General features: G+C 72.2%; 12 protein-coding genes. 5 read left to right on the top strand and 7 right to left on the bottom strand.

Translation table 11 applies throughout. The annotated features are described in order from the left end of the window. Nucleotides 1-33: 33 nt before the first annotated feature. Complete coding sequence (locus H5J33_RS10840; RefSeq protein ID WP_030340884.1) at nt 34-390, bottom strand: iron-sulfur cluster assembly accessory protein; 357 nt, start codon at nt 388-390, stop codon at nt 34-36. Nucleotides 391-654: 264 nt separating this feature from the next. Here H5J33_RS10840 and nadA point away from each other — a divergent pair, with 264 nt between their 5' ends. Next, on the top strand, nt 655-1,851 hold the full coding sequence (nadA, locus tag H5J33_RS10835) for a quinolinate synthase NadA (protein ID WP_181794682.1): 1,197 nt from the start codon (nt 655-657) through the stop codon (nt 1,849-1,851). Nucleotides 1,852-1,915: 64 nt separating this feature from the next. On the opposite strand, the gene H5J33_RS10830 is transcribed toward nadA, so the two are convergent. The 3 genes from H5J33_RS10830 to H5J33_RS10820 all read right to left on the bottom strand — a co-directional run bounded on the left by H5J33_RS10830 (nt 1,916) and on the right by H5J33_RS10820 (nt 7,042). Then, a complete protein-coding gene (locus H5J33_RS10830) occupies nt 1,916-5,014 on the bottom strand; it encodes an efflux RND transporter permease subunit (protein WP_181794681.1) in 3,099 nt (1,032 codons plus the stop codon). A 133-nt stretch (nt 5,015-5,147) separates the two neighbouring features. Continuing rightward, nucleotides 5,148-5,828 (bottom strand): response regulator transcription factor, encoded by a 681-nt coding sequence (locus tag H5J33_RS10825; RefSeq protein ID WP_181794680.1) that lies wholly within the window; start codon nt 5,826-5,828, stop codon nt 5,148-5,150. Beyond that, nucleotides 5,825-7,042 (bottom strand): sensor histidine kinase, encoded by a 1,218-nt coding sequence (locus tag H5J33_RS10820; RefSeq protein WP_181794679.1) that lies wholly within the window; start codon nt 7,040-7,042, stop codon nt 5,825-5,827. Before H5J33_RS10820 ends, H5J33_RS10825 begins: the two co-directional genes overlap by 4 nt. 164 nt (nt 7,043-7,206) lie before the next feature. On the opposite strand from H5J33_RS10820, the gene H5J33_RS10815 reads away from it, so the two are divergent. Then, nucleotides 7,207-7,698, top strand: a complete 492-nt coding sequence (locus H5J33_RS10815; RefSeq protein WP_181794683.1) for an EF-hand domain-containing protein — start codon at nt 7,207-7,209, stop codon at nt 7,696-7,698. Nucleotides 7,699-7,722: 24 nt separating this feature from the next. Here H5J33_RS10815 and H5J33_RS10810 read toward each other — a convergent pair whose 3' ends face one another. Both H5J33_RS10810 and H5J33_RS10805 read right to left on the bottom strand, forming a co-directional pair. Continuing rightward, entirely contained in the window at nt 7,723-8,001 is a 279-nt protein-coding gene (locus H5J33_RS10810) for a PspA-associated protein PspAA (RefSeq protein ID WP_181794678.1), read from the bottom strand. 33 nt (nt 8,002-8,034) lie between these two features. After that, nucleotides 8,035-8,826 carry a PspA/IM30 family protein gene (locus H5J33_RS10805; protein ID WP_181794677.1) on the bottom strand — a complete coding sequence of 264 codons (792 nt, stop codon included), beginning with the start codon at nt 8,824-8,826 and terminating at the stop codon, nt 8,035-8,037. Between the two features lie 293 nt (nt 8,827-9,119). Between H5J33_RS10805 and H5J33_RS10800 the strand changes: the two genes are divergently transcribed. The 3 genes from H5J33_RS10800 to H5J33_RS10790 all read left to right on the top strand — a co-directional run bounded on the left by H5J33_RS10800 (nt 9,120) and on the right by H5J33_RS10790 (nt 11,637). Continuing rightward, entirely contained in the window at nt 9,120-9,716 is a 597-nt protein-coding gene (locus tag H5J33_RS10800) for a DUF3043 domain-containing protein (RefSeq protein ID WP_399552803.1), read from the top strand. An 83-nt stretch (nt 9,717-9,799) separates the two neighbouring features. Continuing rightward, on the top strand, nt 9,800-10,501 hold the full coding sequence (locus H5J33_RS10795; protein WP_181794675.1) for a bifunctional 2-polyprenyl-6-hydroxyphenol methylase/3-demethylubiquinol 3-O-methyltransferase UbiG: 702 nt from the start codon (nt 9,800-9,802) through the stop codon (nt 10,499-10,501). A 56-nt stretch (nt 10,502-10,557) separates the two neighbouring features. Beyond that, nucleotides 10,558-11,637: a S1C family serine protease gene (locus H5J33_RS10790; protein WP_181794674.1), complete on the top strand. Its 1,080-nt coding sequence runs from the start codon at nt 10,558-10,560 to the stop codon at nt 11,635-11,637. A 91-nt stretch (nt 11,638-11,728) separates the two neighbouring features. Here the strand turns inward: H5J33_RS10790 and H5J33_RS10785 are convergent, their stop codons facing one another. Next, nucleotides 11,729-11,938, bottom strand: coding sequence for a hypothetical protein (locus H5J33_RS10785; RefSeq protein WP_181794673.1), 210 nt, complete (start codon nt 11,936-11,938; stop codon nt 11,729-11,731). Nucleotides 11,939-12,101 lie beyond the last annotated feature (163 nt).

Genomic DNA, 12,101 nt, shown 5'->3' with positions numbered 1-12,101 from the left:
ACCGCCGCCTTCACCGTCCGGTGCCGGCTCGGCTCAGCTGAAGGAGTCGCCGCAGGCGCAGGAGCCGGTCGCGTTCGGGTTGTCGATCGTGAAGCCCTGCTTCTCGATCGTGTCCACGAAGTCGACGGTGGCGCCGCCCAGGTACGGAGCGCTCATGCGGTCCGTGACGACCTTGACCCCGCCGAAGTCCTTCACGACGTCGCCGTCGAGCGAGCGCTCGTCGAAGAAGAGCTGATAGCGCAGGCCGGAGCAGCCGCCGGGCTGGACGGCGACGCGCAGCGCGAGGTCGTCGCGGCCTTCCTGGTCGAGCAGGGCCTTGACCTTGGCCGCGGCGGCGTCGGTCAGGATGATGCCGTCGGTGACGGTGGTGGTCTCGTCCGATACGGACATCTACATCTCTCCCGGGTTGTACGGAGACTGCTTGCCGACGAGTGCAACCGGCGCTTCCGCGGATTCATTCCGGGCCGGGCAATCGCGTTGTCGCGTTTCCTGTCGCTTCCTCATGCTCGCACATGGCCCGCCGGTGGGACAGCGGCCGTGAGTGGTGCCCCGGGGGGATTCACGTCACATCGACGCTATGGCCATCGTCAAAGTGACATGAAGCGGTTATGATAGATAGCGTCAGTTAGACGAAAAGTAGAAAGGGTGCGTGTCGTGACCACCGCCCAGACCCCGGAGCTCGACGTGCAGCCGAGTCCGCTCGCCCTGCTGCTGCTCGGCCGCGAGGCCGACCCGAAGAGCGAGCGGGGCGTCGAGTGTCCCGGCGACCTGCCGTCGCCGTCCGACCCCGACCTGGTCGAACGCGCCCGCGCGGCCAAGGAGAAGCTCGGCGACAAGGTCTTCGTGCTCGGCCACCACTACCAGCGCGACGAGGTCATCCAGTTCGCCGACGTCACGGGCGACTCCTTCAAGCTGGCCCGGGACGCCGCCGCGCGCCCGGAGGCCGAGTACATCGTCTTCTGCGGTGTGCACTTCATGGCCGAGTCGGCGGACATCCTGACGTCCGACGACCAGAAGGTGGTCCTGCCCGACCTGGCCGCCGGCTGCTCCATGGCGGACATGGCGACGGCCGAGCAGGTCGCCGAGTGCTGGGACGTGCTGACCGAGGCCGGCATCGCCGAGCAGGTCGTCCCGGTCTCGTACATGAACTCCTCCGCCGACATCAAGGCCTTCACCGGCAAGCACGGCGGCACGATCTGCACCTCGTCCAACGCCAAGCGCGCGCTGGACTGGGCGTTCGGGCAGGGGGAGCCCTCGGCAACAAAGGTGCTCTTCCTGCCGGACCAGCACCTGGGCCGCAACACCGCCGTCCGGGACATGGGGATGTCCCTGGACGACTGCGTGGTCTACAACCCGCACAAGCCGAACGGCGGGCTGACCGCCGAGGAGCTGCGGGCCGCGAAGATGATCCTGTGGCGCGGCCACTGCTCGGTGCACGGCCGCTTCAGCCTGGAGTCGGTCGACGACGTGCGCGCCCGCATCCCCGGGGTGAACGTCCTGGTGCACCCGGAGTGCCGGCACGAGGTCGTGGCGGCGGCGGACTACGTCGGCTCGACCGAGTACATCATCAAGGCCCTGGAAGCCGCCCCGGCCGGTTCCAAGTGGGCCATCGGCACCGAGCTGAACCTGGTCCGGCGGCTGGCGAACCGTTTCGCGCCCGAGGGCAAGGAGATCGTCTTCCTCGACCGCACGGTCTGCTTCTGCTCGACCATGAACCGCATCGACCTGCCCCACCTGGTCTGGGCGCTGGAGTCCCTGGCCGAGGGCAACCTGGTCAACCGGATCGAGGTCGACAAGGAGACCGAGGCGTTCGCCAAGCTGGCGCTGGAGCGGATGCTGGCGCTGCCGTAGCCTCCGGCCGTTCGACGCGTGAAAAGGGGGCCGCACCCGAGGGTGCGGCCCCCTTTCGCCGTGCTCAGACCCCGGTCGGCTCCGGCGTCCGCTCCGCGTCCGGCCGCCGCTTCGCCGCCCGCTTCGCCGCCCGGCGCTCCTTGCGCAGCTCCAGCATCGCGTAGAGCGTCGGGACGAGGAGGAGGGTCAGCAGGGTGGAGGTGATCAGACCGCCGATGACGACCACGGCGAGGGGCTGGGCGATGAAGCCGCCCTCGCCGGTGACGCCCAGGGCCATCGGGAGCAGGGCGAAGATGGTCGCCAGCGCCGTCATCAGGATCGGACGGAGCCGGTGCCGGCCGCCCTCGATCACCGCGTCCACCACGCCGTGGCCCTGTGCCCGGTACTGGTTGATCAGGTCGATCAGCACGATCGCGTTGGTCACCACGATGCCGATCAGCATCAGCATGCCGATCATCGCGGGCACGCCCATCGGGGTGCCGGTGGCCACCAGCAGGCCGATGGCGCCGGTCGCCGCGAAGGGTACGGAGACCAGCAGGATCAGCGGCTGGGCGAGCGAGCGGAACGTCGCGACCAGCAGCATGAAGACGATCGCGATGGCCGCCAGCATGGCCAGGCCCAGGTTCTTGAACGCGTCGTCCTGGTCGGAGGAGACACCGCCGATCTCGGCCGTGGCGCCCGCCGGGAGCTTCAGCGCCTTGATCTCCGACTGGAGCCTGCCGCTGATCGCGCCCGTGTTGTCGCCCGTCGGCCGGGCCGTGACGGTGGCCGCGCGCTGCCCGTCGATGCGGGTCATGGACACCGGGCCGTCCACCAGCTCCACCGTGGCGATGTCGCCGAGCCTCACCGGGCCGAGGCGCAGGTTCCGCAGCTGGGCCAGGGTGGCCGCGGGCTTGGCCGGGCGTACGACGACATCCCGCTCGGTGTCGTCCAGGACCGCCTTGGCCGCCGTCGTGCCGCGCACCGCCTGCGCCACCGCCGCGCCGAGCTTCCGGTCGTCGAACCCGGCGGCCGCCGCCTTCGCGTTGGCCCTGACCGAGATCCGCGGCACGCTCTGCGCGAGGTCGCTGGTGACGTCCGTGACGTGGTCGAGGCCGGCGACCGCGCCGCGGACCTGCTCCGCCGCCGCCCGCAGCGCCTTGGGGTCGGAGGCCTTGACCACCACGCTCAGGTCCTGGCTGCCGAAGCCGTCACCGGCCGAGACCGTGGTCGTCCCGATGCCGTCGAGCTTCCTCAGCCCGTCCTCCAGGTGCCGCTGCACCTCGTCGTAGGAGGCGGAGTCCTCGAGCATGACCTGGTACGACGCCTGGTTGGTGTCGGTGCCGCCGCCGAAGGCCGCCATAAGGCCGGACGAGCCGACGGTGACCTGGTAGTCCTTCACTCCCTCGGTGGAGGCCAGCAGCTTCTCCACCCGCCGGGCCTGCGCGTCGGTGGCCGCCAGGCCGGTGCCGGGCCGCAGCTTCTGCTTGATCGTGAGGACCTGCTGCTCGCCCTGGTCGAAGAAGTTCGTCTTCAGCAGGCCGGACATGCCGAAGGTGACGACCAGGACGACGATCGCGATGAGCACGCTGGTCAGCCGGCGCCGGGTGGCGAACCGCAGCACGGGGACGTAGGCGCGCTGGAGGCGGCTGTCCGCCTCCTTCTCCTCGGCCTTGCGGCGGGCCTCCGCGGCGTCCCCGGGGGTTCCCTTGGGGGCGCGCAGGAACCAGTAGGACAGCACCGGCACGACCGTCAGCGACACCAGCAGGGAGGCCAGCAGGGCCGCCGTCACGGTGATGCTGAACGAGCCGAACAGGGCCCCCACCATGCCGCCGACCAGGCCGATCGGCAGGAACACGGCGACCGTGGTGAGGGTGGAGGAGGTGACCGCGCCGGCCACCTCGCGCACCGCGGTGAGGATGGCCTCCTTGCGTTCCTCGCCGTAGCCGAGGTGCCGCTTGATGTTCTCCAGGACCACGATGGAGTCGTCCACGACCCGGCCGACGGCGATGGTCAGCGCGCCGAGGGTGAGCATGTTCAGCGACAGGCCGCGGGTCCACAGCACCAGCAGGGCGAGGACCACGGACAGCGGGATGGACACCGCCGTGACCAGGGTCGAGCGGACCGACGCCAGGAAGACCAGGATCACCAGGACCGCGAAGAGCAGGCCGAGCGCACCCTCGGTGGTCAGGCCCTTGATGGACTTGGACACGGCCGGGCCCTGGTCGCTGACCACCGTCAGCCGCGCGCCGGAGCCGAGGTCCGCGCGCAGCTCCGGCAGCTTGTCCTTGACCGCGTCGGAGATGGAGACCGCGCTGCCGTCGTGGGCCATCGTGACGTTGACGGCGAGGCTGGGCCGGCCGTCGGTGCGGGCGAGGGAGTCGGCCGGGGCCGGCCGCTCCCTCACGGTGGCCACGTCACCGAGACGGACCGGCTTGGCGCCCTGCCCGGTGACCATCAGGTCCTCGATCTGCTTCAGCGAGGTGAAGCCGCCGCCGACCTGGACGGTGCGGTTGGCTCCGTCCTCGTCGAAGGAGCCGACCGGGACGGTCGCGCCGCCCGCCTGGAGTGCCTGGCCGAGGTCGGCGGCGGTGAGACGGGCGCGCGCGAGCTTCGCGTCGTCCGGGGTGACGGTGACCTGGCGGTCGCGCACGCCCATGACCTGCACCCGGCCGACGCCGTCGATGTCCTTCAGGGCCGGGACCACCGTGGTGTCGAGCTGGTCCGCGAGCGCCTGCTGGTCCTTGTCGGAGGTGACGGCCAGGACCACGGTCGGCAGGTCGTCGGTGGACCCGGAGACCACCTGGGGGTCGACGTCGCCCGGGAGCCGGCCGCGGGCCCGGTTCACCGCCTGCTGGACGTCGGCGACGATCCGCTTGGTGTCGTTGCCGTAGTCGAAGGACGCCATGATCACGGCGTTGCCCTCGCTCGCGGTGGAGGTGACACCGGTGACGCCGTCGACGCCCTGGAGGTTGTCCTCGATGGGCTCGACGACCTGCTTCTCGACCACGTCGGGCGAGGCGCCCTGGTACGGCGCGATCACCGACACCATGGGCAGTTCCATGGTGGGCAGCAGCTGCTGTTTGATCTGGGGTATCGCGATCAGCCCGAAGGCGAGCGCGACCAGCGACACGAGCCCGACGAGGGCCCGTTGCGCGAGGCTGAAGCGGGACAGCCAGGACATGGATCAGGTTCTCTCATCCCGGGGACGGCACAGGTCTCCCCCACCCTGAGCCATCCGGGACGGCCCTGCCGTAGGTCCCAGGTCCCGTTCCCCGCCGGGCCCCTACTCCCCGCGCAGTACACGCGGGTGGAGATCAGTCCATCCTCGGACGGACCAGCCCCGACTCGTACGCGATGACGACCAGCTGTGCCCGGTCGCGCGCGCCCAGCTTGGCCATGGCCCGGTTGACGTGCGTCTTCACCGTCAGCGGGCTGACCTCGAGGCGCTCGGCGATCTCGTCGTTGGAGTGCCCGCCGGCCACCTGGACGAGGACTTCCCGCTCCCGGCCGGTGAGGGCGGCGAGCCGCTCGGCGCGGGCCGGGTCGGGCGCGGCGCCGGGGTCGCCCTGGGCGAGGAAGCGGGCGATCAGGCCCTTGGTGGCGGCCGGGGAGAGCAGGGCCTCCCCGCCGGCCGCGACCCGGATGGCGGTCAGCAGCTCCTCCGGCTCGCTGCCCTTGCCGAGGAAGCCGGAGGCGCCCGCGCGCAGCGCCTGGACCACGTAGTCGTCCACCTCGAAGGTGGTCAGGATGACCACGCGGACCTGGTCGAGGGCGGGGTCGGCGCTGATCTGCCGGGTGGCGGCGAGGCCGTCGGTGCCGGGCATCCGGATGTCCATCAGGACGACGTCGGGGGCGTGCTCGCGGGCCAGCCGGACCGCCTCCGCGCCGTCGGACGCCTCCCCCACCACCTCCATGCCGGGCTCGGAGTCGACCAGCACCCGGAACGCGCTGCGCAGCAGTGCCTGGTCGTCGGCGAGCAGGACACGGATGGTCATACGGGCTCCCCCTGGGCGGCCGTCGGGTGGACCGGCAGGATCGCATGGACGCGGAAGCCGCCGCCGTAGCGGGGTCCGGTGGTCAGGGTGCCGCCGAGCGCGCTGACCCGCTCGCGCATGCCGAGCAGCCCGTGCCCGCCGCCGTCCTCGGGTGCCCCGGGCCCGCCCTCGCCGTCGTCGAGCACGGTGACCTCCAGGTTGGGTCCGGCGCGTACGACGCTCACCTCGGCACGGGCCGCGGGACCGGCGTGTTTGCGCACGTTGGTCAGGGCCTCCTGCACGATCCGGTAGGCGGCCAGGTCGACGGCGGCGGGCAGTTCGCCGGGCCGGTCGGCGCAGGCCACCTCCACCGGCAGCCCGGCGTTGCGGAAGGTGGCCGCCAGCTCCGCCAGGCGGCTCAGGCCGGGGGCGGGCTCGGTGGGCGCCTCGGGGTCGTCGGACTGGCGCAGCAGGCCGACGGTGGCGCGCAGTTCGTTCAGCGCGCTGCGGCCGGCCTCGCGGACGTGGGCGAGGGCCTCCTTGGCCTGGTCGGGCCGCTTGTCCATGACGTGGGCGGCGACCCCGGCCTGCACGTTCACCAGGGCGATGTGGTGGGCGACGACGTCGTGCAGGTCGCGGGCGATGCGCAGCCGTTCCTCGGCGACCCTGCGGCGGGCCTCCTCCTCCCGGGTGCGTTCGGCGCGTTCGGCGCGGTCCCGCATGGCCTGCACGACGGCGCGCCGGCTGCGTACGGCGTCCCCGGCGGTGGCGCCGATGCCGGTCCAGGCGAGCACGCCCAGGTTCTCCTGGGCGTACCAGGGCAGCGGGCCGGCGAGCATGGCGGCGGCCGTGAGCACGGTCATGGTGAGCAGGCCGAGCCGCCAGGTGGTGGGGCGGTCGGTGGTCGCGGCGACGGTGTACAGGGCGACGACGGCGGACATCGCGACCGGGGCGCGCGGGTCGCCGGTGACGCACTCGACCACGGCGAGCGTGCCGGTGACGGCGAGCACGGCGCGGGGCCGGCGGCGGCGGAAGACCAGCGCGACGGCGCCGAGCAGCATCAGCAGCAGGCTGAGGGTGTCCGGGGTGCGCACGCCCCAGGTGACGCCGTGCCCGTCCCTCGGCACCACGAAGGAGCCGGCGACCATGCACACCAGGACGCCGGCGGCCAGGGCGGCGTCCAGGGCGAGGGGGTGGGCCTTCAGGCCGCACCGGGCGCGTTCGAGAGTGCTCACCCGGGAACAGTACGGCGCGCCCCGGGCCCGGTGTCCCGGGGTCGTACGCCCACCGGATCGCCCGATCGGGTGATCACCGGGTGTACGTCCGTTCCGGGGCTCCGCTCCTTAGGCAGTCTGAGGTCACACGTGACCAGCGAGAACCACGAGGACGGGTGAGACCCATGGTGACCAAGGCCGAGCGCGACCACTTCCAGACGCTGTTCCGGCGGCTCGACGCCGACGGGGACGGGAGGATCGCGCAGGTGGACCTCGACCACCTGGTGCAGACGACGCTGCAGCGGTCCGGCGCCGTCCCGGGCAGCGAGCGCTGGCGGCGGATCACCGACCTCGGCAACCGGCTCTGGGACGATCTGCGCGCCGGGCTGGACGCCGACGGGGACGGCGGGATCTCGGCCCGCGAGTTCGTCACCGCCTATCGCCGCCCGGAGTTCCTGGAGCGGACCGCCATCCCCTTCGAGATCGCCGTGCTGGAGATGCACGACGAGGAAGGTGACGGCAAGGTCTCGGTGACCGAGTGGCTGGCGTGGCAGCAGGCCAAGGGGCTGCCCGTGCACGAGGCCCTGGCGGAGTTCGGGGAGATCGACGCGGACGGCGACGGGTACCTCGACAAGAGCGAGTACACCCGGTACCTGGAGACGCAGTACACGTCCTGAGGGGTCCCCGGGCGCCCGGCCCGGTCAGCCCGGGATGAGGCCCTCGTCGGTCAGGAGTTCCCGGACCTCTTCCAGGGTGGCGTCGGGTGACGGCAGGATCAGGTCGGACGGTTCCAGCGCGGCGTCCGGGAGCGGGGTGCCCAGGCGGCGGACGGCGTCCAGCAGCGCGGTGAGCGTGCGGCGGAAGCCGTCCTCGTCGCCGCTCTCCATCTCGGCGAGCAGTTCGTCGTCCAGCCTGTTCAGTTCGGCGAGGCGGGCGTCGTCCACCCGCACCTGGCCCTCCCCCATGATCCGTACGATCATGTCGGCCTCCTCGGCTCGGGCCCCGGCGCCCGGCTACTGCTTGTCGAAGCGCGGGGTGTCCTGCGGCTGCTGCTGGGACTGCCCCTGACCCGCGCCGCCCTCGATGGCCTGCTGCGGGGCGCCTCCGGCCAGCTCGGCCTTCATGCGCTGCAGTTCCAGCTCTACATCCGTACCACCGGAGAGCCGGTCCAGCTCGGCCTGGATGTCGTCCTTGTGCATGCCGGAGGGGTCGTCCAGGGCGCCGGAGGCGAGCAGCTCGTCGATGGCGCCGGCCCGGGCCTGCATCTGGGCGGTCTTGTCCTCGGCACGCTGGATGGCCAGGCCGACGTCGCCCATCTCCTCGGAGATGCCGGAGAACGCCTCGCCGATGCGGGTCTGGGCCTGGGCGGCGGTGTAGGTGGCCTTGATGGTCTCCTTCCTCGTACGGAAGGCGTCCACCTTGGCCTGGAGGCGCTGGGCCGCCAGGGTCAGCTTCTCCTCCTCGCCCTGGAGGGTGGCGTGCTGCGACTCCAGATCGGTGACCTGCTGCTGGAGCGCGGCCTTGCGGGACAGCGCCTCGCGGGCCAGGTCCTCCCGGCCGAGCGCGAGCGCCTTGCGGCCCTGGTCCTCCAGCTTGGCGGACTGCTGCTGGAGCTGGCCGAGCTGGAGCTCCAGGCGCTTGCGGCTGGTCGCCACGTCGGCGACACCGCGCCGCACCTTCTGCAGCAGTTCCAGCTGCTTCTGGTACGAGTAATCGAGGGTCTCGCGCGGGTCCTCGGCCCGGTCCAGGGCCTTGTTCGCCTTCGCGCGGAAGATCATCCCCATACGCTTCATGACACCGCTCATGGGCTTCGCGCGCCCCCTTCTGACGGACTCCAGCTCACCGATCCTGCGACAAGACCCACAGTACGGGCCCTGTCTCCATTACCGCACTGTTCGCGGGGCGATGCGCTCCTCCCCGAGGACGACTGCGGACCGCTCCGCTCCGGCTCAAGGAGTAGGTGATCCCGCTCCCCGGTCCTCCTTCCGGCCTTTCCGCCTTTCCGCGTTCCCCTCTGTCCTTCTCGGACGAGCGGCGTTGCCGGATCGTTCCCCAGCGGGCTGGGTCCATGCCGGTGCAGCCCTTACCCTTGGGATTTGTGTTCCGTAGCCGTGCCAAGGAAGAGAAGGCCCCCGCCACCAAGGCGGCGGTGACCGACTCCAAGCAGCCCCGTGACCCGCAGGCCCCCAAGGGCAGGCCCACGCCCAAGCGCAGTGAGGCCCGTACCCAGCGCCGCAGCGTCGCCAACACGCCGACGACCCGCAAGGAGGCCGCCAAGCGCCAGCGCGAGGAGCGGCGGCAGGCCCTGGAGCGGCAGCGCCAGGCGCTCGCCAGCGGGGACGAGCGCTATCTGCCCGCCCGGGACAAGGGCCCGGTCCGCCGGTTCGCCCGGGACTGGGTCGACTCGCGGTTCAACGTGGCGGAGTTCTTCCTGCCGCTCGCCGTGGTCATCCTGGTGCTCAGCGTGGTGCGGGTCGGGGCGATCCAGAGCCTGGCGCTGCTGCTGTGGCTGATCGTGATCGTGCTGATCGTGCTGGACGCGGCGGTGAGCGGCTTCCGGCTGAAGAAGCGGCTCGCGGAGCGCTTCCCGGCCGAGAACACCCGCGGCGCGGTCGCCTACGCGCTGATGCGCTCCCTCCAGATGCGCCGGATGCGGCTGCCGAAGCCGCGGGTCAAGCGCGGAGAGCGGCCCTGAACGCCGACGCGTTCACCGGGGGAGCCTCCCCGGCCCGGCCGCACGAGCTGGGCGGGCTGCGCGACCTCGTGTCCCAGGAGCTGGTGACCCGGCAGCTGGACGAACAGATAGCCGTGCGGTTCCCGGTCGGGCGGCGGCTGCGGGTGCTCGACGTGGGGATGGGCCAGGGCGAGCAGGCGCTGCGGCTGGCCCGGCTCGGCCACGACGTGACCGGGGTCGAACGGGATCCCAGGATGATCGCCGCCGCCCGCGCGAACCTGGCCCGGGAGCCGGAGGGCATCCGGCAGCGGGTGCGGCTGGTGCAGGGCGACGGCCGGGACACCGGGGTGCACTTCAGGCCCGGCAGCTTCGACGTGGTGCTGTGCCACGCCGTGCTGATGTACGTGGAGGACCCCGATCCGCTGGTGGCGGGGCTGGCCCGGATGCTGGCCCCGGGCGGTCTGCTCTCCCTGCTGGTCCGCAACGGCGACGCGCTCGCCATGCGGCCCGGCCTCGGCGGTGACTGGGCGGGAGCCCTGGCCGCCTTCGACACCACCACCTACCGCAACCGGCTGGGCCTGGACGTGCGCGCCGACCGGCTGTCCGCGCTGACCGCCACGCTCGCCGGGATCGCCGCCCCCTTGCAGGCCTGGTACGGCGTCCGGGTCTTCACGGACACCGCGGCGCACAACGCGGCGCTGCCCCAGGACCTGCCGACGCTGCTCGCGGTCGAGGAGCGGGCCGGGCGCACGGACCCCTACCGCGGGGTGGCGGCGCTGCTGCATCTGTGCGGGGTACGGGGCTGAGCCCGTTCGGGGCAACCGTACGGGACGGATGATCACCGTGCGGTGACACTCGGGGCATGGACGCTTCCCGTATCCGCGCGCGTTCCCCCCGTAGGGCCGTCTTCGCCGCCGCGCTGGCGTGCTGCGCGGCCCTCACCGCCGGCTGCACCACCCCCGCCGTCCCCGCCGGGCGGGACACCCCGGCGAGCGCCGGGGCGGCCGTGCCGATGGCCGCGGACGACCTGCAGAGCCGGTACCTGCGCGTCATCAAGGAGGTGCTGCCCTCGGTCGTGCAGATCCAGGCGAGCCGGGACCTGGGCTCCGGGGTGGTGTACGACGGCGACGGGCACATCGTCACCAACGCGCACGTGGTCGGCTCGGAGACGACGTTCCAGGTGACCACGGCCGGCAACGAGGAGCCGCTCACCGCGCGCCTGGTCTACTCCTACCCCGAGCAGGACCTCGCCGTGATCCGGCTGGAGAAGGTGCCGAACGGGCTGAAACCGGCGGTGTTCGGGGACTCCGAGAAGGTGGCGGTCGGCCAGATCGTGCTGGCCATGGGCTCGCCGCTGGGCCTGTCGTCCAGCGTGACCCAGGGCATCGTCTCGGCGACCGGGCGGACCGTCAGCGAGGGCGACTCGGGCGGCGGCACGGGCGCGACCATCGCCAACATGGTGCAGACCTCGGCCGCGATCAACCCGGGCAACAGCGGCGGCGCCCTGGTCGACCTGGACGGGCGGGTGATCGGCATCCCGACGCTGGCGGCGGTCGACCAGAGCCTCGGCGGCGGCGCGGCGCCGGGCATCGGGTTCGCCATCCCGGCGACGATGGTGAGGACGATCGCCGACCAGATCGTCAAGGAGGGCAAGGTCGTCGACTCCGGGCGGGCGGCCCTCGACATCACCGCGCGGACCCTCATCGGCCACGGCTACCAGCCGATCGGGGTGGTGGTGGTCACCATCACCCCGGGCGGCGCCGCCGACCGGGCCGGGATCAAGCCCGGTGACACCATCATCAGGCTGGGCGGCCGGCCGGTCACCACCATGACCGCGCTCGCCGAGGCGCTGGCCACGGCCCGGCCGGGCCGGCGGACGACGGTGACGTTCCTGCGCGACGGCGACGAGCGCACGGCGCAGGTGACGCTGGGCGAGCAGTGACGCCGGGCGAGCGGTGACGTGACGCCGGGCGAGCGGTGGGGAGGAGCTCCCCAAGGAGACGGGCCCCTCCCCACCGCCCGTGCCGGTCCGGTCAGGCGTCGGCGTGCAGGCTCATCGGCCCGTAGATCTCGGTCCCCTCCTCGAACAGCCGCACCTGGTCCGCCCCGCCCTCCAGCAGCGCCTTCCAGTTCTCGCCGATCCAGGACTCGGCATCGCCCTGCGTGGTGAACTCCTCGGGCCGGACGGCGGGCTGGACCTCCGTCCCGTCGGCCTTCTCGAACCGCCACGTCCATGCCGTCATACAGGCCTCCTTCGATCCGACACCTGCTGGCAGCCTAGCCGGAAGCGCAAGACCCACCGGGAGGGGCGAAAATCGGTCCGTGGAAATCACTCTGCTCGGTACCGGTGCCCCCGCGGGTCTGCCTCGCCCCGACTGCTCCTGCGCCGTCTGCGCGACCGCGCTC

The organism is Streptomyces sp. WELS2 (assembly GCF_013870595.1).
Taxonomy (GTDB): domain Bacteria; phylum Actinomycetota; class Actinomycetes; order Streptomycetales; family Streptomycetaceae; genus Streptomyces.
The sequence above is the reverse complement of the archived record's forward strand: the minus strand, read 5'-3'. Positions and strand labels throughout refer to the sequence as shown.